Raw genomic sequence first — 20228 nt, 5'->3', positions numbered from 1 at the left:
GATCGTAGGCCGGTCGCCCGGCCGGTGACGGGGGCCGGGGTGGCTAGGATCGCAACGTGACACCGCGGCAGCCCGGCCCGCAGCGCCGTGTCGTGCGCGCCCCCGACCTGCGGGTCCGCTCGGCGCTCGCGGGCGAGGCCCAGGCCGCCAGCGCGGAGGTCGAGCGGGAGCTCACCGTGGCGGACGACCCGACCGCGGCCGCGTTCTTCGACGTCGACAACACGATCGTGCAGGGCGCGAGCATCTACCACCTGGCCCGCGGCATGTACCAGCGCGGCTTCTTCGGGCCGCGCGAGATGGCCGGCGCCCTCGGCAAGCAGGTCTGGTTCCGCGTCGCCGGCGCCGAGAACGCCGGCCACGTCGCCGACGCCCGCACGGCGGCCCTGTCGGTGATCGCCGGGCACGAGGTCACCGAGCTGCAGTCGCTGGCCGACGAGGTCTTCGACGAGGGCATGGCCTACCGGATCTGGCCCGGCACGCGGGCGCTCGCCCAGCTGCACCTGGACCGCGGCGAGCGCGTGTGGCTGGTGACCGCCGCCCCCATCGAGATCGCGGAGGTGATCGCGCGACGGCTCGGCCTCACGGGAGCGATGGGCACCGTCGCCGAGCACGTGGACGGCGTCTACACCGGCCGCCTCGTCGGCGACCTCCTGCACGGCGAGGCGAAGGCCGTCGCGGTCCGTGACCTCGCCGAGGCGGAGGGGCTCGACGTGTCGCGGTGCTCGGCGTACTCCGACTCCTCCAACGACCTGCCGCTGCTCGGCCTGGTGGGGCACCCGTGCGCGGTGAACCCCGACCGCCGGCTGCGCCGCCACGCCGAGGAGCAGGGCTGGCCGGTCCGCGACTACCGGGTCGGACGACGGGCCGCGCGGCTCGGCGCGGCCACGGCGGTCGCCGGCGGGGCGGTGGCCCTGACCGCGGGCGCCCTGGCCGCCCGGCGCCGTACCTCCTGACGCCCTGAGGGGCTGGGGCGCCGACCGCGCACCGGGTGCGCCGGGCGGTGCACGACGGTTCTCCGACTTCACAGGGGGCCCGAACCCCCTTACCGTAGGGAGTTGCCCCGAGGACGGGCAGGGGGAGGACGTCACCGATGACGGACGGTCGGGCGGGACCGGACGGGCTGGCAGCGCTGCGCGAGGCGGTGCTGCGCGTGCTGTCCGCGTGCGCGGTGCCCCAGGCGGCCGCCGTGGTCCCCTCCCCCGGCCTCGCCGGCGCGTCGGGTCACGCGATGGTGGACGGGATGCTGCTCTCGGAGCAGGCCGTCGTCCCCGGCGGCGCCGGCGCGCCCGACGACCACGACCTCGCCGTGTCGTCGGAGGACACCGAGGAGGAGCGCACCCGCCTCATCGCCCTCGTCGAGCTGGCGCGGGGCGGCGACCGGGACGCGTTCGGCGAGCTCTACGACCACTACCACCCGTCCGTGTACCGCTTCCTCTACTACCGCACCCGCTCGGTCTCCCTGGCCGAGGACCTGGCCGCGGACACGTTCTTCCGCGCCCTGCGCAACATGGACGGTTTCCGGTGGCAGGGCCGTGACTTCGGCGCCTGGCTCATGACCATCGCCCGCAACCTGACGACCGACCACTTCAAGGCGGGGAAGACGCGGCTGGAGTCGGCCACGGAGGACATGTCGGCCCACGACGGCGCCGTCGAGACCGTCGAGTCGACCGTGATGGGCGAGCTCACGAACGAGATGCTGCTCCGGGCCCTGACGCAGCTGCCGACCGAGCAGCAGGAGTGCCTGATCATGCGCTTCCTGCAGGGTCTGAGCATCGCCGAGACCGCCGCCGTCCTCGGCCGCAGCGACGGGGCGGTGAAGCAGCTGCAGCTGCGCGGGGTGCGCAACCTGGCGAAGCTGGTGCCCGAGGGGATCCGCGACCGATGACCCGTAACCGAAGGACCGCGAGCCTCGTTGTGACCGGTGGATGCGTGCCACCGGACACGGGGGCCGGCGGACGGGCGGACGAAGGACGGACCGGATGAGCGCGATGTGGGTGCGGGGCCGAGCGGCCGAGCGCTTCGACGCCGCGCTCGAGCGCGCGTGGGCCGACACGTCCGCGAGCCCCCTCGACCGGGCGACCCGCGACGCCGTGCCCGGAGCCGCGGCCCCCGCGGAGCTCCTCGCCGTGGTGGGCGCCCTGCGCGCGCTGCCCGAGGTCGCCCCGCGCGCCGAGCACGCCACCGCGCTCCGCGAGCGCCTGATGGACGAGGCCGACCGGCTCGCCGCGCTCCGCGCCGCCGAGGCCCCGGCCGCCGACGCCTCCCTCGACCCGGAGGAGCGTCTCCGCCTGCGGGTCCCCCGTCGCCACCCGCGCCGCTTCGCCGTCCTCGCCGGCACCGTGGCCGCGCTCGGGGCGAGCACCTCGGTGGCGGTCGCCGCCCAGTCGGCGCTGCCGGGCGAAGCCCTCTACCCCATCAAGCGGGCCCTGGAGGACGCGCAGGCCGGCGTCACCCGCGACCCCACCGAGCGCGGCGAGCTGCTGCTCGTCAACGCCGCCGACCGCCTCGGCGAGGCGTCCGCGCTGATCGCCTCCGGCGAGGCCGCCTCCTCCGCGGAGGTCGCCCCGACCCTGGACAGCTTCACCGACCAGGCCTCGGAGGGGGCCGATCGCCTGCTCGCCGAGTACGCCCGCACGGGCGACCGCGAGCTGGTCCGCGACCTGCGCGACTTCGCGGCCGTCAGCGGCAGCGAGCTCGACGACATGGCCGTCGACCTCCCCGCCGCCGCCCGCGACGCCTGGACGCGCGCCGTCCGGGCCGTCGACCGGATCGAGGCGGACACCGCGCTCGCCTGCCCGCTCTGCGTGGCCGACCCGACCGGCTTCGAGTCCGGCGACGAGCGTCTGAGCGCCGGCGACGAGCTGCCCGGCTCCGGCACCTCCGCCACGCCTCTGCCCGAGGAGGACACCGCCGACGGGGCCGACCGCCGGGGCGGTGCCGACGGACAGGGGCGCGGACGCGGCCTGGGCCCCGGGCCCGGGGGCCCCGCCGGCCCCGACGCCCCCGGCGGCGGCCAGGGTGACGACGGTTCGGGAGGCCGGGGCGACGACGTCCCCGTCGACCCCTCGACGCCGCCGAGGCTCCCGGAGTCCGACGGCGGGCCGGGGGACGGCCTCGGTGACGTGCTGGGCGACGGCGTCGCCAGCGGGCTCGGCGACGGCCTCGGCACCGGGCTCCGCGACGGCCTCCGCGACGGCCTGCGCGACGGCCTGGGCGGGTCCGGCAAGGCCGAGGACGACGGTCGTCGCGACCGTGGCGGCAAGAAGCGCGACGGGCGCGGCTCCGGCGGCGACCTGGACGACCTGCTGCCCTAGACCGCGCCGGGGCCCCTCACCCGACGGCTCCCCACCCGACGGCTCCCCACCGGGCTCACCCGAAGACGGAGGGCCGCTCCATCAGCAGCGAGTAGAGCGTCTGCTGGATGGTCTCGCGGACCTGGTCGGTCACGTTGAGCACCAGCATGGGGTCGTCCGCGGCGCCCTCGCCGTACGCGTCCGTCCGCACGGGCTCGCCGAACTCGATCAGCCACTTCGACGGCAGCGGCACCAGCCCGAGCGGCCCGAGCAGCGGGAACAGCGGGGTGATCGGCACGTAGGGCAGGCCGAGGAGACGCGCGAGGGCGGGGACGTTCCCGACCAGCGGGTAGATCTCCTCCGCGCCCACGACCGACACCGGGATGACGGGCACACCGGTGCGCATGGCGGCGGACACGAACCCGCCGCGGCCGAAGCGTTGGAGCTTGTACCGCTCCGAGTAGGGCTTGCCGATGCCCTTGAACCCCTCGGGCCACACGCCGACGAGCTCCCCGCCGGACAGCATGCGCTCGGCGTCCTCGGTGCACGCGAGGGTGGCGCCCATCTTGCGGGCCAGGCCGGCCACGACGGGGGTGCGGAAGACCAGGTCGGCCCCGAGGGGGCGCAGGAAGCGGCCGGTGTGCTCGGTGACCGAGAACATCGTCATCAGGCCGTCGACGGGGATCGTGCCGGAGTGGTTCGAGACGACCAGCGCACCGCCGGTGGCCGGGATGTTCTCCAGCCCGCGCACCTCGATCCGGAACCACTTCTCGGCGAGGGGGCGCAGGACGGCGAACAGCAGCCGGCGGGTCAGCTCGGCGTCGAAGCCGTACTCGTCGACGGCGTACTCGCCGGTCAGGCGGCGTCGGAGCCCGGCGAGGCCGTGCGCCAGCCGGTTCTCCCAGTCGTCCCCGAGCACCTCGCGGGCCCCGGCGACGAGGGCGTGCGCCCAGTCGGCGGCGGGGATGCCCGGGGCGCCGGCGCGGTCGGTGACCTCGACGCCGGACGGCCCCGCCGACGTCGGTGCGGGGACCTCGAGACGGGCGACGACGTCCTGCTCGGCCGGGGTCGTCCGCTCGTCGGCGCGCGGCCCGGTCACGGTCGTGGCGGTGTCGGGCCCTGTGTCGGTGCCGGTATCGGGCCCGGTGTCGGTGCCGGTGCCGGTGTCGGGGTCCTGGGCGCGGCGACGGGCGGCGTGCGGGGCCAGGTCGCGGGCGGCGGACGACGGACGGCGCGTGCCGGAGCCGCGGCCCGGTCGTCCGCGCGTGCCGATCGGGATGATCTCGGCGTCACCCACGTGCGTCACCCCCCTGTCCGGCGCCCCCACCCAGGGCGGGGGTTCCGGCCAGCGAGGCTACGCCGCGACGGCCCGGGCCGGGGGTCGCGTCCGTGTCGTCGACGCCGTCGATCCCGAGGACCCGCCCGACGCCCGCCACCACGCGCTCGCCGGGGCCGGGCCCGGGTGCGATGTGGGCGGCGAAGTCCGCGAACGCCGACGCCGTCGTGTAGCGGGGACGGAACCCGAGCACCTCACGCATCCGCGTGGTGTCGACCCCGCGGCCGAAGGTCAGGAGCGAGACCTGCTCCGGGGAGAACTCGGTCAGGCGCGCCGAGCGCAGCACCGAGCCGACGCCGCCCACCGCGGAGGCCGGCAGGGGGATCGAGGGGCGGCCGAGGCGGCGCAGGGCCTGGGACAGCGACAGCACGCCCTCACCGGCCACGTTGAAGGTGCCGTGCGCGCCGTCGGTGACGCTGTGCTCGAGGACGGCCATCAGGTCGTGCTCGTGCAGGAACTGCAGGCGCGGGTCGAACCCGAGGACCGTCGGCACGACCGGGAGCCGGAAGTACGACGTCATCGGGCTGACGACGTGGGGTCCGACGACGTTGGCGCAGCGGAGCATGGTGACCCGGACGTCGGGCCGGCGGCGGGCGAAGCCGCGCACGTAGGCCTCGACCTCCGAGGCGTCCTTCGCGTAGCCGGAGCGCGGGAGGCGCCGCGGCTCCGTCTCCTCCGCGAACATCGCGGGGTCACGGCTGCTGGCGCCGTACACCGTGGTCGTCGACTTCACCACGAGCGTCTCGAGCCGCGGGGCGCGCTGGCACGCCGCGAGGAGCTGCATCGTCCCGATGACGTTGAGCTCCTTCATCGTCGTCCGCCCGCCGGACGTGCCGGGGGTGGCGATGACGCTCATGTGGACGACGGTGTCGACGTCCTCCTTCGCGATGACCTTCGCGATGACCGGGTTGCGGATGTCGGCGCGCACGAAGGCGACGCCGCCCATGTCGCCACGGGGCGGCGAGACGTCGACGCCGACGACCCGGTCGACGCCGGGAGCGGCGGCCAGCGCGGCGGCGCTCCGACGGCCGAGGTCTCGCGAGACCCCGGTCACCAGGACGACCCGACCCACTGCCCCGCCCGCTCTCTAGAGGCCGCTGCGGAGGATCACTTGCCGAGCTTGCGACGCTGCACGCGCGTCCGCTTCAGCAGCTTGCGGTGCTTCTTCTTGGCCATGCGCTTGCGCCGCTTCTTGATGACAGAACCCACAGGGAACAACCTCTCGCGTCCGAAGTCGCCCGGCAGGTCCGCCGGTGCGACCACGACAGCCTAACGGCCGTCCCCGGGGGCCCCGACAGCCGCTCGACCCGCTGCTCGGCCCACTCCTCCGCCGGCCTGTCAGCCGGCGTCGAAGAAGCTCTCGCGGAGGTAGCGGTTGACGTCGTCCTCGAGCACCCGGAAGGAGCGCCCGACCCGGACGGCCGGCAGGTCGCCGTTGTGGACCAGCCGGTAGACGGTCATCTTCGACACGCGCATGACCGCGGCCACCTCGGCGACGGTGAGGAACTTGGCGTCGGACATGTCCGGGGAGGCTGCCATGGGTCCGTCCTTCTCTGTCCTCGGGTGCGTCGCCGACCACGTCGACGAGGAGCGCACCCCGTTGCCGTAAAGATAGGGCCAGATGTGACGCGTGTGAAGCAAGTTGCGGAAAAACTGCTGTGCGCCCGGCGTGTCGCCTTGCGACCCACCGCAGCCGAGCTAGCGAGGCTACGACGTGGGTCGGATCGAGCGAGCGCGCGCCCGAGCTTGCGAGGGCGCGACGGCGGGACGAGACCCAGCGAGGGACCAGGCCACCGTCACCTCGTCACGTCCGCCGAGCCCTCGTCACCAGGCGGCCGGATCCAGCCCGTGCAGCGGGAAGACCGCGGTGCGGGTCGCGTGGACGGAGCGGTCGAGCCAGGTGGCGGGGTCGTAGCCCTCGCTCCAGTCGCGCCAGACGACCTCGCGACCGTCGGTCATCCGCAGCGGCGCCGTGCGGCCCAGGCTGCGGGTGACGTGGTCGCGCCACACCTGCGGGGTCGGCAGGAGGGGGTCGATCGCCGTGCCGGTCATCGTCGCGAGCAGGTGCGACCACGAGCGGGGGACGACGTCCACGAGGGCGTAGCCGCCCCCGCCGGTGACGATCCACCGGCCGCCCGCGACCTCGTGGGCGAGCGCGTGGAGCGCCTCGTACGTCGTGCGGTGGCCGTCGACGGTGAGGTTGAGGTGGGTCAGCGGGTCCTCGACGTGGGAGTCGCAGCCGTGCTGGGTCACGAGGACCTCCGGCTCCCACTCCCGCAGCAGCGGCGGGACGACGGCGTGGAACGCGCGCAGCCAGCCGGCGTCCGAGGTGCCGGGCGGGAGGGCGACGTTGACGACCGATCCCTCGGCCTCCGGCCCGCCCGTCTCGTGCGGGTAGCCGGTGCCGGGGAAGAGCATCTCGCCGGTCTCGTGCAGCGAGATCGTCAGCACGCGCGGGTCGTCCCAGAACACCTTCTCGACGCCGTCGCCGTGGTGGGCGTCGACGTCGACGTACGCCACCCGCGTCGCGCCGGAGTCGAGGAGGTGCTGGATGCCGATGGCGACGTCGTTGTAGACGCAGAAGCCGCTGGCGCGACCCGGCATGGCGTGGTGCAGGCCTCCGGTGACGTTCGCGCTGTGCAGCGACTCCCCCGACCACACCCGGCGGAACGCCTCCACGCTGGCACCCACCACGTGGGCGGTCGCCTCGTGCATGCGCCGGAACACCGGGTTGTCGTCGCTGCCCAGGCCGTGGGCGAGGTCGGACCCGCCCTCGTGGCCCAGCCTCGTCACGGCGCGCACGAGGTCGTCGTCGTGGACGGTCCGGATCAGGTCGTCGTCCGCGATCGGCGCCGGGACGACGCGCACCCGCTCGAGCACGCCGAGGGAGTCCGCGAGGCGCATCGTCAGGTCGACGCGCACGGGGTGCATCGGGTGGCCGGGGCCGAAGTCGTAGCCGCACAGCGCCTCGTCGAAGACGACCGTGGACAGCGCGCCGCACCCCGGACCCGCTGCCGGCCCGGCCCCCGTCGCCACGGGTGGCGCCGGGGGCACGACCGGCGGCTCGTACGGCGTGTCGCTCACGAGCCCGCGGCCAGCTCGCGCGAGCGGTCGTGGGCCGCCCGCAGCGCGGCGAGGAAGGCCGCCCGCACGCCGTGGATCTCGAGCTCCCGCAGCGCGGCGGCGGTGGTCCCGCCGGGCGAGGTGACCTGCTCGCGGAGCACCACCGGGTGGTCCCCGGTCTCGGACAGCATGGCCGCGGAGCCGACGAGGGTCTGCACGACGAGCTCGGTGGCCGTCCCGCGGGGCAGCCCGAGGTGCACGCCCGCCTCGATCATCGACTCGACCATGAAGAACACGTAGCCGGGACCGGAGCCGGAGATCGCCGTGGCGGCGTCCTGGTGCTTCTCCGGCAGGCGCAGCACGCGCCCGGTCGTGGCGAGCAGCGCCTCGACCTCGGCGAGGTGGCGCTCCTCGCAGTGCGAGCCCCCGGAGATGGTGAGCATCCCCTGGTCGACCAGCGCCGGGGTGTTCGGCATGACCCGGACGACGGCGACGCCCTCGGGCAGTCGCGCCTCGAGGAAGGCGGTGGTGATGCCGGCCGCGAGGGAGACCACGAGCTGCCCGGGCCGGATCGCGCCCGCGATCTCCTCGACGACCTCGCTCATGTCCTGCGGCTTCACGACGAGGACGACGGTCTGCGCGCCGGCGGCGGCCTCGACGTTGTCGACGACCGAGATGCCGTAGCGCTCGCGCAGCTCGGCGGCGCGCTCCGGGCGCTTCTCGCCGAGGAGCATCGAGGTGGTCGGCCGGCCGGCGCGCACGAGCCCCGAGACCAGCGCCTCGCCCATCACGCCCACGCCGATCACGGCGGTGACGCCGCTCACGGCAGGGCCTGCGGTGCTGTCGGCGCCGTCTGCGTTCGTCATCGGTGCACCTACTTCTTCGAGACGAGGGACCTGACGAAGAACGACAGGTTCTGCGGACGCTCGGCGAGCCGGCGGACCAGGTAGCCGTACCACTCCGAACCGTAGGGGATGTAGACGCGCATGGTCTCGCCCTCGGCGGCGAGGCGCTTCTGCTCCTCGGGGCGGATGCCGTAGAGCATCTGGAACTCGTAGGTGCCCGGACGCCGCTGGTACCGTCCCGCGACCGAGCGGGCGATCTCGATCATGCGCGGGTCGTGCGTGGCCAGCATCGGGTAGCCGTCCCCGGCCATGAGGACCCGCATGCAGCGGACGTAGGAGCGGTCCACCTCGAGCTTGTCGGTGAACGCGACGCTGGCGGGCTCGTCGTACGCGCCCTTGCACAGGCGGACCCGCGACCCCTCGTGGGCGAGGGCCCGGCAGTCGGCCTCGGTGCGGCGGAGGTAGGCCTGCAGGACGGCGCCGGTCTCCGGGAAGTCCTTGCGGAGCTCGCGCAGCACGGCCAGCGTCGCGTCGGTGGTGGTGTGGTCCTCCATGTCGACCGTGACCTGGGTGCCCGCGTTGCGGGCGGCGCGGCAGATGGTGCGGGCGTTCTCCAGCGCCGTGCGGTGCCCGCCCTGCGGTGCCTCCGAGGCGGGCAGCGCCAGGCCGAGCGCGGTGAGCTTGACCGACACCTCGGCGCCCCGGGCCAGCCCGCGCGCGGCCAGCTGCTCCAGCAGCTCGACGTACGCGTCGACGGTGGCCTGCGCCTGGGCGGCCTCGACGGTGTCCTCGCCGAGGAAGTCGATGGTGGTGAGCAGCCCGTCCGCCTCGCACGCGGCGACGGCGTCGACGACCTCCGTGGTCGACTCGCCGGGCACGTAGCCCGCCACGACCGACGACGTCACCGGCATGGTGGTGGCCAGGTCCTTGACCCGCTCGTTGCGCGCCAGCCACATCAGCGGTCCCCGCAGCACCGACATCTCGTCCTCCGCTCCCGTCGCGACGGTGTGGTCCCGACCACGTCAGGCTACGACCGACCCCTGTTCGGGGCCTCCGGTGGCCTCACGCCGGACGGGCCACCACCCGGGGGGACGACCCCGGGTCCGGGTCGCGACCCGCCGCGTCACGGGGTCGCGGGCCCCGTGGCGGCCTGCCCCAGGTGTCGCCGCGCGAAGGCCAGCGACTCGGCGAGGTCGGCGACGCGCTCGTCGCGGTCCTCGACCTTGCGGGTGTTGATCTCGAGGACGACGTGCCCCTCGAAGCCGCGGCCGGCGAGGGCCTGCAGGAGCTCGGCGGCGGGCATGTCGCCGCGGCCGGGGACGAGGTGCTCGTCCTTCGCCGACCCGGTGCCGTCGGTGAGGTGGACGTGGCGCAGCCGGTCCCCCATCGCCTCCGCCATCGCGAGCAGGTCGCTGCGGGCCGTGGAGGCGTGCGAGACGTCGAGGGTGGTGTTGGCGTAGGTCTCGGTCGAGGGGTCCCAGCCGGGCACGTACATCTCGAGGCCGCGGGAGTCCTTCTGCCGCTTCGAGGTCCGCCAGGGGTACATGTTCTCGACCGCGAAGGCGATCCCGGTCGACTCCTCGAGCGCCGCGATGCCGTCGACGAACTCGCGGGCGTAGTCACGTTGCCACCGGAACGCCGGGTGGACGACGACCACGTCGGCACCCACGGCCTGCGCCATCTCGGCCGACTTCTGCAGCTTGCCCCACGGCTCGACGCCCCACACGCGCTGGGTGAACAGCAGGCAGGGCGCGTGCACCGAGCAGACGGGCACCCCGTGGTGGGACGACAGCGCGACGACGGCGTCGATCTCCTGGCTGACGCCGTCCATGCCGACCATGACCTCGACGGCGTCGTACCCGAGCTCGGCGGCGTAGGAGAAGGCCCGCGCGCTGGACTCGGGGTAGACGGAGCTCGTCGACAGCCCGACGACGCTCACCTGCCGACCACGCGGTCCTCGGCCGTGGCGCCGTCGGACCGGAAGCCGAGGTGGTCGAAGCGCTCGAGGATCAGGCCCTCGCGCAGCGCCCACGGGCAGATCTCGAGCTCGGGGAGGTCGAAGATGTCCATGACGGCCTCGGCCACGAGCGCGCCGGAGAGGATCTGGTGGGTGCGGCTGGCGGAGACGCCGGGCAGCTCGGCGAGCTCGTCGGTGGCCATCGTGGCCAGCTTGGGGATCCACTCGCTGAGCGTGGTCGCCGGCAGCACCCGCTTGACCAGCCGACCCTCGCCGCTGGGCGCGGCACCGCAGATGCGCGCCAGCGAGCGGAACGTCTTGGACGACGCCGCCGCGCGGTCGGGCCGTCCGCCGCGCAGCACGTGGCCCGCGTCGCGGGCGATCTCGGCCCGGACCTCGGTGCGCAGCCGCTTGAGGACGTCCGGGTCGGGCGGGACGGAGTCGAACCAGGTCCGCGCGAGCCGGGCCGCGCCCAGCGGCAGCGACCAGGCGACCTCGGGGGCCTCGTCCGAGCCGGCGGCGATCTCCAGCGACCCGCCGCCGATGTCGAACATCGCGAGCCGCCCCGCGGACCAGCCGAACCAGCGCCGGCAGGCGAGGAAGGTCAGGCGCGCCTCGTCCTCGCCCGAGAGGACGGCGACGTCGACGCCGGTGGCGTCCTGCACGTCGGCGAGGACCTCGAACGAGTTCGTCGCGTCGCGCACCGCGGACGTCGCGAAGGCGAGGATCTCCGAGCAGCCCTTGTCGTCGGCGACGGTCCGGGCGCTCGCGACGAACTCCCGCAGCGCCGCGGCACCCTCGTCGGACAGCGCGCCGTCCCCGGTGAGGTGCTCGGCGAGACGCAGGGGCTCCTTGTGCGAGTACGCCGGGGAGGGCGGTGCGCCGCCGTGCGCGTCGACGACCAGGAGGTGCCCGGTGTTCGACCCGATGTCGAGGACTCCCAGACGCATGGCCTCAACCTACGCCCCCGCCCGCCGGTGTCCCGTCGTCCGGACCCGCGGAGGCCGGCCGTAGCGTGGGCGGGTGCCCGAGGTGGACCTCGACTTCCCCCGCGCCTGGTTCGAGCTCGTCGACCCCGACGACGCCGACCAGGTGTTCCGCTGCGACCTGACCTGGCTCACGTCGCGCTACCGCTGCATCTTCGGTGCCGGGTGTGCCGGGATCTACGCCGACGCCCCCGACGTCGGCTGCTGCGCCCTCGGCGCGCACTTCTCGGACGACGAGGACGAGGAGCGGGTCGCGACCCACGTCGCGCGCCTGACCCCCGGCCTGTGGCAGCTCCACCCCGGCCGCGACGTCACCCGTGAGGACTGGACCGAGCCGGAGGACGGCGAGCGGAAGACCCGCGTCGTCGAGCTCGACGGCCAGAGCGCGTGCGTGTTCGCGAACCGTCCCGACTTCGCGACCGACGAGGGCGGCGGCCCCGGTTGCGCGCTCCACGCCCTCGCGCTGCTCGAGGGCCGCGAGCCGCTCGAGACGAAGCCGGACGTGTGCTGGCAGCTGCCGATCCGCCGGACCTTCCGCGACGTGACCCGCGGCGACGACACGTCGTACACCGAGGTGACGATCGCCGAGTACGACCGCCGCGGCTGGGGTCCCGGCGGGCACGACCTCGACTGGTACTGCTCGGGCAACACCGAGGCGCACGTGGCGCCCGACCCGCTGTACGTGACGAACGAGCCGGAGCTGGTGGCCCTCATGGGGCGGCCGGCGTACGACGTCCTCGCCGAGGCGTGCGCCCAGCACCTGCGCGGTGGGCGGCGGCGGCTGGCGATCCACCCGGCCGATCGCCGCGCCGGTCAGCGGTGACCGTTCCCACACCACTCGTCTCGATGTCAAGAGAACACGCCCCCGGGGTCGAGGGTGGAAACGAGCCGGGTCACAATCCCTGCATGCGCCTGGACCACCTCTCCTACGCCGCCGGCCCCGACGGACTGGCCGCGACTGCCCAGCGCATCGGGGGACTGCTCGGGACCGACTTCGTCGACGGAGGGGTCCACCCCCGCTTCGGCACCCGCAACATGATCCTGCCGATGGCGGACCGCACCTACCTCGAGATCGTCGAGGTCCTCGACCACCCGGCCTCCGACAAGGCCCCGTTCGGCCAGGCCGTCCGGGCCCGCTCCGCGCTCGGCGGCGGCTGGCTCGGCTGGGTCGTGGCCGTCGACGACATCTCCGTCGTCGAGCGGCGCCTGGGCCGGGAGTCCGTCAAGGGCAACCGCCACCGCCCCGACCGCACCGAGCTGCTGTGGCGCCAGATCGGCGTCCACGGCCTCATCTCCGACCCGCAGCTGCCGTTCTTCGTGCAGTGGGAGTCGCCCGCCGACATGCACCCCAGCGTCGGCGCCGACGAGCGGTGGAGCCTGGCGTGCCTGGAGATCGCCGGCGACCCGCGCCGCGTGAGCGAGTGGCTCGGCGAGACCGTCGAGGCGCCGCTGGAGGACGTGAAGGTCGACTGGGTCGCCCCGCACGGCACCCCCGGCATCATCGCCGCGCAGGTGCAGACGCCGCAGGGCCTCGTCCGGCTCTGAGCCGGCCCACCGCCCGGCCCGGGGTCCGTCCGTGAGCTCGGTGCCCGGTCTCGCGACCGGCGCGATCCCCAGCCCCAACATCTGGCACCACACCGCGACGTACGAGGTCGAGAACCACGCCTTCGACCCCGACGGCCTGGTCGAGTCCGCGATGCTCGAGGTGCTGGGCGCCGCCGACCTCTCCGGGCGCACCGTGCTCGACCTCGGCTGCGGCACCGGCTTCCACCTCCCCCGCTTCGCCGCCACGGCGTCCTCGGTGGTCGGCGTGGAGCCGCACCCCGGCCTGCTCCGCCTCGCCCGCCGACGGGTGGCGGGGACCCCGAGCGTCGACGTCCGCCACGGCTCGGCGCAGCAGGTGCCGCTGCCGGACGCGTCCGTGGACGTCGTCCACGCGCGCTGGGCGTACTTCTTCGGCCCCGGCTGCGAGCCCGGCCTGCGCGAGCTCTCCCGCGTCGTGCGCCGCGGCGGCACGGCGTTCGTGCTCGACAACGACGGCACCACCTCCACCTTCGGTGCCTGGTTCCGCCGCGGCTACCCGAAGATCCGCGCCGACGAGGTCGAGCGCTTCTGGGCCGCCCGTGGCTGGCGCCGCACGCCGATCGCCACCTGCTGGCGCTTCACCTCCCGCGCCGACCTCGAGGCCGTCGTCCGCATCGAGTTCGACCGTGCCACCGCCGACGCGATCCTCACCGAGCACCCGCCGTCCGCCGGGCTCGAGGTCGACTACGCCGTCAACCTGTGGTGGCGGACCTTCTGAGCCTGGCCGGGTCCGGTCGGGTCCGGTCGGGGCGTCGGGGGGTTTCACCAGCCGGCTGGTGAAACCCGTGCCTCCTGAGGCCCCGGGGACGACGACCGGCCGGCTCAGCCCGACGCGCGGACGGCGAGGGTGGGCGCGAGGAGGACGTTGGGGGTGCTGGTCGGCGGGTGGGCGAGGAGGCCCGAGAGGGCGGCGACGATCTCGACGGCGACCTGCTCGAGGGGCTGGCGGACGGAGGTGAGGCCGCCGGGGACGACCTGGGCGACCTGGGAGTCGTCGAAGCCGATGACGGCGACGTCGCGTCCGGGGACCAGGCCGCGCTCGGCGAGGGTGTGCAGCACGCCCATCGCCAGGGTGTCGGACGCGCAGGCGAAGGCGGTGGCGCCGGCCTCGTCGAGGAGCACGGCGGCGGCGTCGCGGCCGCTCGCCACGGTGTCCTCGGTCCGCGACGCGAGCCCGGACGTCGACAGGCCGGCGGCGTGCATCGCGCGGGTCCAGCCGGAGCGGCGGTCCTCGCCGATGCGGGAGTCCTTGCGCCAGCCGATCCAGGCCACGCGGGAGTGGCCGTGGCCGAGCAGGTGCTCGGTGGCGGCGGCGACGCCCGCGGCGCCGTCCACGTCGACCCACGGGTGGGACGCCTCGGGCTGGTCCCAGGGGCGGCCGAACGCGACGAACGGCGCGCCGCGGTCCTCCAGCCAGGTGGTCTGCGGGTTGCCGAGGAAGGTGTCGGTGACGACGAAGGCGTCGACCGCGGTCGAGCGGAGCAGGTCGTCGTAGCCGGCCAGCGCGTCCGTGCCGTGGCCGGCGAAGAGCAGGACGTGGTAGCCGGCCTCGCGGCTGGTCTCGACCAGGGAGTGGACGAACCGGTCCATGGCCGCGTTCGCCGTGCCCTCCTGGCCGGGCACGAAACGCATGCCGATGAGCTGTGAGGACCGGGTCCGCAGGTTCCGCGCGGCCCGGTTCGGGGTGTAGCCGAGCTCCGCGACGGCCGCCTGCACCCGCTCGAGGGTGTCGGCGCGGAGGAGGTCGGGGTTGTTCAGGGCGTTCGAGACGGTCTGGCGCGACACCCCGGCGAGGTCGGCGACGTCGGCGAGCGTCGGCGGGCCCGCGGCGTACGCCGGGCTGCGCGGCTCCGGTCGCCTCATCCAGTCCCCCAGGTCCGACTACTTGAACGTTCCAAACCATGATCCGGGGCGCCTCGACAGCGGTCAACACCGGGGGCCCCACCCGCCGTGCGGACCGCTCGGGCGGGACTGTCGGTGGGGTGGCCTAGCGTCACGGCCATGAGCAAGCCAGCGCGCGTCCGAGCGTCCTTCCGCTGCGCCGAGTGCGGCTGGGAGACACCCCGGTGGGTCGGCCGCTGCCTGGAGTGCCGCGCCTGGGGGTCGGTGGCCGAGGCGGCGCCCGCCGCGAGCGCCGGCGCGGGGGTGCGGACGACGGCGGGCCCCGTCAGCAGCCCCGCGGTGCCGATCGGCGAGGTCCCGCAGGAGGCGGCCGCGTTCCGCAGCAGCGGCGTGCCGGAGCTCGACCGGGTGCTCGGCGGCGGGATGGTCCCCGGCGCGGCCGTGCTCCTCGCGGGCGAGCCCGGCGTCGGCAAGTCCACGCTGCTGCTCGAGGTCGCCGCGCAGACCGCCCGGCGCAAGCTCCGGACGCTGTACGTGACCGGCGAGGAGTCCGCCTCGCAGGTGCGCCTGCGCGCCGACCGCACCGGCGGCGTGCAGGACGAGCTCTACCTCGCCGCCGAGACCGACCTCGCCGCCGTCCTCGGTCACGTCGAGGCCGTGCGCCCCACGTTGGTGGTCGTCGACTCGGTGCAGACCATCGGCGCCCCCGACACCGAGGGCGTGCCCGGCGGCGTCACCCAGGTGAAGGAGGTCGCGGCCGCGTTGATCCGGGTCGCCAAGACCCGCGGGATCACCGTCGTCCTCGTCGGCCACGTCACGAAGGACGGCGGCATCGCCGGGCCGCGGGTGCTCGAGCACCTGGTCGACGTCGTCCTGCACTTCGAGGGCGACCGCTCCTCGCGGTTCCGCATGGTGCGGGCGGTGAAGAACCGTTTCGGCCCCGTCGACGAGGTCGGGTGCTTCGACCTGGCGGCCGACGGCATCAGCGCCGTCACCGACCCCACCGGGCTGTTCGTCGAGCACCACGCGGCCCGGGTGCCGGGCACCTGCGTCGCCGTCACGATGGAGGGACGCCGCCCCCTGCTGGCCGAGGTCCAGGCCCTGGTGACGGCCTCCCCCGCCGAGCGGCCCCGCCGCACGACGTCCGGGCTCGACTCCTCGCGCGTGGCGATGGTCCTGGCCGTCCTGGCGCAGCACTGCCGGGTCCGCACCCAGCACGCCGACGTCTTCGCCTCGACCGTCGGTGGGGCGAAGCTCACCGAGCCGGCCACCGACCTCGCCCTCGCCGTCGCGCTGGCCTCCGCCCATCACGGCAGCGCGCCGCCGCTCGGGACCGTGGTCATGGGCGAGATCGGGCTCGCCGGCGAGGTGCGGCGGGTCCGCGACCTGCGCGTGCGCCTGGGCGAGGCGGCTCGGCAGGGGTTCTCCCACGCGGTCGTGCCCTGGCACCGCGGCGTCGGCGAGGGGGGCGCCCCCGCCGAGGTCAACGGCATGCGCGTCATCGAGGTCCGGGGTGTCGCGGAGGCCCTCGACCTGCTCGGCATCGTGGACGGTCGCGAGCAGGACGTCCTGTGACACCCATGGCCTAGGGTGTGATCGTCCGGGGGACGGCGCGACGCCGCGGATCTCGGGCCACGGGGAGCAGGAAGACGGGGAAGAGCAGTGGTCGGCATCGAGCGCACCGAGGAGTCGTTGCGCCTGCGCGCGACCCTCGCCACGATCGCGCCGGGCACCCCGCTGCGCGACGGACTCGAGCGCATCCTGCGCGGCCGGACCGGCGCCCTGCTCGTCCTCGGCCGCGACGAGCTCGTCGACTCGATCGCCTCCGGCGGGTTCGTGCTCGACGTCCCCTTCACGGCCACCGGCCTGCGCGAGCTGGCCAAGATGGACGGCGCGATCGTCCTCGACGCCGAGGCCACGACGATCCACCGGGCCGCGGCGCACCTCATGCCGGACCAGTCGATCCCGTCGGTCGAGACCGGCACGCGGCACCGCACCGCCGACCGGGTCGCGCGCCAGACCGGTTACCCGGTCATCTCGGTGTCGCAGTCGATGCAGATCATCGCCGCGTACGTCGGGGAGACCCGGCACGTGCTGGAGGACTCCGGCCAGATCCTCTCCCGCGCCAACCAGGCCCTCGCCACGCTCGAGCGCTACAAGCTGCGCCTCGACGAGGTCACCAGCAGCCTGTCGGCGCTCGAGGTGGAGGACCTCGTCACCGTCCGTGACGTCGTCGTGGTCGCCCAGCGGCTCGAGATGGTCACCCGCATCGCCCGGGAGATCGAGGACTACGTGCTGGAGCTCGGCACCGACGGCCGCCTGCTGTCGCTGCAGCTGGAGGAGCTCGTCACCGGCGTGGACCCCGAGCTCGAGCTGGTCATCCGCGACTACCTGCCGGAGCGTCGTACGCCGAGCGCGGACGACGTCCGCGTCCGTCTGGAGCAGCTCACCCCCACCGACCTGGTCGACATCGCCTCGGTGGCGCGGGCGCTCGGCCTGTCCGGCGGCGAGCACCTCGACGGCGCCGTCGCCCCGCGCGGCTACCGGCTGCTCGCGAAGGTCCCCCGCCTCCCCCCGATCGTCGTCGACCGCCTGGTGGAGCACTTCGGGACGCTGCAGAAGCTCCTCGCCGCCGGTCTCGACGACCTGCAGGCCGTCGACGGCGTCGGGGAGCTCCGCGCCCGCTCCGTCCGCGAGGGCCTGTCGCGCCTGGCGGAGTCGAGCATCCTCGACCGGTACGTCTGAGCGACGACCGCACGAGGGACGAGTGCGGTCGTCACGCGAAGAGGTCGAGCGAGCGCGCGCCTGAGCCTGCGAGGGCGCGACCGCGGGTCGAGACCTCGGTGGGCGGAGGGCCGACCTCGAACCCGCCGGTCAGGGGTGCGGTCGGTGCGTCACCGGGTTTCGAGGCTCGCTGCGCTCGCACCTCAACCAGCGGTGACGGCCAGCGGCTCTCACCTCGACCGGCGTTGACGGCCACCGGCTCCCACCTCGACCCGGCGGTGACGTTGTGGCGGGCCGCGCCTAGTTGTCGAACACCGCCGGCAGGGTGGCGCGCCACACGGTCTCGACCTCGGCGACGTCGATCTCGAACGAGGAGTCGCCGGCCTCGACGACCAGCGACTCGCCGCCGGACGTGCCGACCTCGGCGACCGCGAGCCCGAGCTCGGTGGCCCGCGAGCGGACCGTCTCGAGGTGCTCGTCGGTGACCGCGAGCAGCGCGCGGGCGGAGGACTCGGAGAACAGCGCGACGAACGGGTCCACCCCGAGCGCCTCGGGGCGCACCGTGGCTCCGCGGCCGCCCGCGATGCACGCCTCGACGAGCGCCTGGGCGAGCCCGCCGTCGGAGAGGTCGTGGGCGGCGGCGACGGTCCCGGCCGCGGCGGCCTCGACCATCAGCGTGGTCAGGGCCTTCTCGGCGTCCAGGTCGACGCGGGGCGGGGTGCCTCCGAGGTGGTCGTGGACGACGTGCGCCCACTCCGAGCCGGACAGCTCCTCGCGGGTCTCCCCCACGACCAGCAGGTGGAGGCCGTCGGCGGGGAGTCCGGAGCGGACGCGGGTGGCGACGTCCTCGATCACGCCCAGCACGGCGACGACGGGCGTCGGGAGGATGGCGGTCTCGCCGGTCTGGTTGTAGAGGCTCACGTTGCCACCGGTGACCGGCACCCCCAGGGCGAGGCAGGCGTCCTTGAGCCCGCGGCAGGCCTCGGCGAACTGCCACATCACCGCCGGGTCCTCGGGCGAGCCGAAGTTCAGGCAGTCGGACACCGCGAGCGGCCGGGCGCCGCCGACGGAGACGTTGCGGTGCGCCTCGGCGAGCGCCAGCTGGGCGCCGGTGTAGGGGTCGAGGCGGGTGTAGCGGCCGTTGCCGTCGGTGGCCAGGGAGACGCCGAGGCCGCTGGCGTCGTCCACGCGCAGCATCCCGGAGTCCTCCGGCTGCGACAGCACGGTGTTGCCGCGGACGTAGCGGTCGTACTGGTCCGTCACGAACGACCGGTCGCACAGCCCGGGCGAGCCCGCGAGCCGCAGCACGGTCTCGCGGAGCTCGTCGCCGGACGACGGCCGCGGGAGCGCCTCGGCGGCGTCGGCGACCAGGGCGTCCTGGGTGTCGGGGCGCGCGAACGGGCGCTCGTAGGTCGGGCCGTCGTGCGCTACGGACCGCGGCGGGACGTCGACGACGCGCGCGCCGTGCCAGTCCACCTGGAGCCGGCCCGTGTCGGTGACCTCGCCGAGGACGACGGCGTCAACGTCCCACTTCGCGCAGACGGCGAGGAACGCCTCGACGTTCGCCGGCTCGACGACGGCCATCATCCGCTCCTGGCTCTCGCTCATGAGGATCTCCTCGGGCGAGAGGGTCGAGTCGCGCAGCGGCACCAGGTCGAGGTCGACGTGCATGCCGCCGTCGCCGGCGGAGGCGAGCTCGGAGGTGGCGCAGGACAGCCCGGCCCCGCCGAGGTCCTGGATGCCGGCCACGAGGCCGGCGGCGAACACCTCCAGGGTGCACTCGATGAGCAGCTTCTCCATGAAGGGGTCGCCCACCTGCACCGAGGGCCGCTTGGCCGGGCCGTCCGCGTCGAAGGTCTCGGAGGCGAGCACCGAGACGCCGCCGATGCCGTCGCCGCCGGTGCGGGCGCCGTACAGCAGGACCTTGTTGCCGAGGCCGGAGGCGTTGGCGAGGTGCAGGTCCTCGTGGCGCATCACGCCGATCGACAGCGCGTTCACGAGCGGGTTGCCGGCGTACGTCGCGTCGAAGACGACCTCGCCGCCGATGTTCGGCAGGCCGAGGCAGTTGCCGTAGCCGCCGACGCCGGCGACGACGCCGGGGAGCACGCGGCGGGTGTCGGGGGCGTCGACCGGGCCGAACCGGAGCTGGTCCATCACCGCCACCGGCCGTGCGCCCATCGCGAGGATGTCGCGGACGATGCCACCGACGCCGGTCGCGGCGCCCTGGTAGGGCTCGACGTACGACGGGTGGTTGTGGGACTCCACCTTGAAGGTGACGGCCCAGCCCTGTCCGATGTCGAGGACGCCGGCGTTCTCGCCGATGCCGGCGAGCATCTTGCCGACCGGGGTCTCCTGGGGGACCTCGGAGAACTGCTTGAGGTGCACCTTCGACGACTTGTAGGAGCAGTGCTCGCTCCACATGACGGAGTACATCGCGAGCTCGGCGCTGGTGGGGCGGCGTCCGAGGATCTCGCGGATCCGGTCGTACTCGTCGGACTTCAGGCCCAGCTCGGCCCAGGGCTGCTCGCGCCCGGGGTCGTCCGCGGCGCGTGCGACGGTGTCGAGGTCTCCAGCGGTCGTGTCGGCCACGGCCCGCAA

The 20228-nt window shown here is 74.6% G+C and carries 19 protein-coding genes; 8 read left to right on the top strand and 11 right to left on the bottom strand.

Annotated elements, in window-relative coordinates; translation table 11 throughout:
- The first annotated feature begins 56 nt into the window (after window positions 1–56).
- The 3 genes from MJ876_RS01230 to MJ876_RS01220 all read left to right on the top strand — a co-directional run bounded on the left by MJ876_RS01230 (window position 57) and on the right by MJ876_RS01220 (window position 3314).
- Window positions 57–953: an HAD family phosphatase gene (locus MJ876_RS01230; protein ID WP_240234225.1), complete on the top strand. Its 897-nt coding sequence runs from the start codon at window positions 57–59 to the stop codon at window positions 951–953.
- Between the two features lie 137 nt (window positions 954–1090).
- Complete coding sequence (locus MJ876_RS01225) at window positions 1091–1885, top strand: sigma-70 family RNA polymerase sigma factor (RefSeq protein ID WP_240234224.1); 795 nt, start codon at window positions 1091–1093, stop codon at window positions 1883–1885.
- A 94-nt stretch (window positions 1886–1979) separates the two neighbouring features.
- Window positions 1980–3314 carry a DUF5667 domain-containing protein gene (locus MJ876_RS01220; RefSeq protein ID WP_240234223.1) on the top strand — a complete coding sequence of 445 codons (1335 nt, stop codon included), beginning with the start codon at window positions 1980–1982 and terminating at the stop codon, window positions 3312–3314.
- A 55-nt stretch (window positions 3315–3369) separates the two neighbouring features.
- On the opposite strand, the gene MJ876_RS01215 is transcribed toward MJ876_RS01220, so the two are convergent.
- From MJ876_RS01215 to MJ876_RS01175, 9 genes are all read right to left on the bottom strand, one after another.
- A complete protein-coding gene (locus MJ876_RS01215; RefSeq protein WP_240234222.1) occupies window positions 3370–4590 on the bottom strand; it encodes a lysophospholipid acyltransferase family protein in 1221 nt (406 codons plus the stop codon).
- The gene (locus tag MJ876_RS01210; RefSeq protein ID WP_240234331.1) at window positions 4583–5686 is read right to left on the bottom strand and encodes an NAD-dependent epimerase/dehydratase family protein; all 1104 of its coding nucleotides are present in this window, start codon (window positions 5684–5686) and stop codon (window positions 4583–4585) included. The genes MJ876_RS01215 and MJ876_RS01210 overlap by 8 nt, the downstream gene beginning before the upstream one ends.
- A gap of 50 nt (window positions 5687–5736) precedes the next feature.
- A complete protein-coding gene (locus tag MJ876_RS01205; RefSeq protein ID WP_084653504.1) occupies window positions 5737–5838 on the bottom strand; it encodes a 30S ribosomal protein bS22 in 102 nt (33 codons plus the stop codon).
- A 129-nt stretch (window positions 5839–5967) separates the two neighbouring features.
- The gene (locus tag MJ876_RS01200) at window positions 5968–6168 is read right to left on the bottom strand and encodes a helix-turn-helix domain-containing protein (protein WP_240234221.1); all 201 of its coding nucleotides are present in this window, start codon (window positions 6166–6168) and stop codon (window positions 5968–5970) included.
- 285 nt (window positions 6169–6453) lie between these two features.
- Entirely contained in the window at window positions 6454–7665 is a 1212-nt protein-coding gene (locus MJ876_RS01195) for an acetoin utilization protein AcuC (RefSeq protein ID WP_374202452.1), read from the bottom strand.
- Between the two features lie 44 nt (window positions 7666–7709).
- Window positions 7710–8558 carry a pyrroline-5-carboxylate reductase gene (gene proC / locus MJ876_RS01190; protein WP_240234220.1) on the bottom strand — a complete coding sequence of 283 codons (849 nt, stop codon included), beginning with the start codon at window positions 8556–8558 and terminating at the stop codon, window positions 7710–7712.
- 8 nt (window positions 8559–8566) lie between these two features.
- Window positions 8567–9517 carry a proline dehydrogenase family protein gene (locus tag MJ876_RS01185; protein ID WP_240234219.1) on the bottom strand — a complete coding sequence of 317 codons (951 nt, stop codon included), beginning with the start codon at window positions 9515–9517 and terminating at the stop codon, window positions 8567–8569.
- A gap of 143 nt (window positions 9518–9660) precedes the next feature.
- Complete coding sequence (locus MJ876_RS01180; RefSeq protein WP_240234218.1) at window positions 9661–10476, bottom strand: sugar phosphate isomerase/epimerase; 816 nt, start codon at window positions 10474–10476, stop codon at window positions 9661–9663.
- On the bottom strand, window positions 10473–11444 hold the full coding sequence (locus MJ876_RS01175) for a Ppx/GppA phosphatase family protein (protein ID WP_240234217.1): 972 nt from the start codon (window positions 11442–11444) through the stop codon (window positions 10473–10475). Before MJ876_RS01175 ends, MJ876_RS01180 begins: the two co-directional genes overlap by 4 nt.
- A gap of 73 nt (window positions 11445–11517) precedes the next feature.
- On the opposite strand from MJ876_RS01175, the gene MJ876_RS01170 reads away from it, so the two are divergent.
- The 3 genes from MJ876_RS01170 to MJ876_RS01160 all read left to right on the top strand — a co-directional run bounded on the left by MJ876_RS01170 (window position 11518) and on the right by MJ876_RS01160 (window position 13782).
- Window positions 11518–12303: a hypothetical protein gene (locus MJ876_RS01170; protein WP_240234216.1), complete on the top strand. Its 786-nt coding sequence runs from the start codon at window positions 11518–11520 to the stop codon at window positions 12301–12303.
- Window positions 12304–12386: 83 nt separating this feature from the next.
- A complete protein-coding gene (locus tag MJ876_RS01165; RefSeq protein ID WP_240234215.1) occupies window positions 12387–13025 on the top strand; it encodes a VOC family protein in 639 nt (212 codons plus the stop codon).
- Between the two features lie 31 nt (window positions 13026–13056).
- Window positions 13057–13782 (top strand): class I SAM-dependent methyltransferase, encoded by a 726-nt coding sequence (locus MJ876_RS01160; protein ID WP_240234214.1) that lies wholly within the window; start codon window positions 13057–13059, stop codon window positions 13780–13782.
- 104 nt (window positions 13783–13886) lie between these two features.
- Here MJ876_RS01160 and MJ876_RS01155 read toward each other — a convergent pair whose 3' ends face one another.
- Complete coding sequence (locus MJ876_RS01155) at window positions 13887–14927, bottom strand: LacI family DNA-binding transcriptional regulator (RefSeq protein ID WP_240234213.1); 1041 nt, start codon at window positions 14925–14927, stop codon at window positions 13887–13889.
- A 138-nt stretch (window positions 14928–15065) separates the two neighbouring features.
- Between MJ876_RS01155 and radA the strand changes: the two genes are divergently transcribed.
- Both radA and disA read left to right on the top strand, forming a co-directional pair.
- Window positions 15066–16481, top strand: coding sequence for a DNA repair protein RadA (gene radA, locus MJ876_RS01150; RefSeq protein WP_240234212.1), 1416 nt, complete (start codon window positions 15066–15068; stop codon window positions 16479–16481).
- Between the two features lie 87 nt (window positions 16482–16568).
- On the top strand, window positions 16569–17651 hold the full coding sequence (disA, locus tag MJ876_RS01145; RefSeq protein WP_240234211.1) for a DNA integrity scanning diadenylate cyclase DisA: 1083 nt from the start codon (window positions 16569–16571) through the stop codon (window positions 17649–17651).
- Between the two features lie 279 nt (window positions 17652–17930).
- On the opposite strand, the gene purL is transcribed toward disA, so the two are convergent.
- Entirely contained in the window at window positions 17931–20219 is a 2289-nt protein-coding gene (gene purL, locus MJ876_RS01140) for a phosphoribosylformylglycinamidine synthase subunit PurL (RefSeq protein WP_240234210.1), read from the bottom strand.
- Window positions 20220–20228 lie beyond the last annotated feature (9 nt).

It is taken from the genome of Nocardioides sp. CFH 31398, assembly GCF_022436705.1.
Classification (GTDB): domain Bacteria; phylum Actinomycetota; class Actinomycetes; order Propionibacteriales; family Nocardioidaceae; genus Nocardioides.
This window is presented reverse-complemented; position numbering and strand designations above follow the sequence as displayed.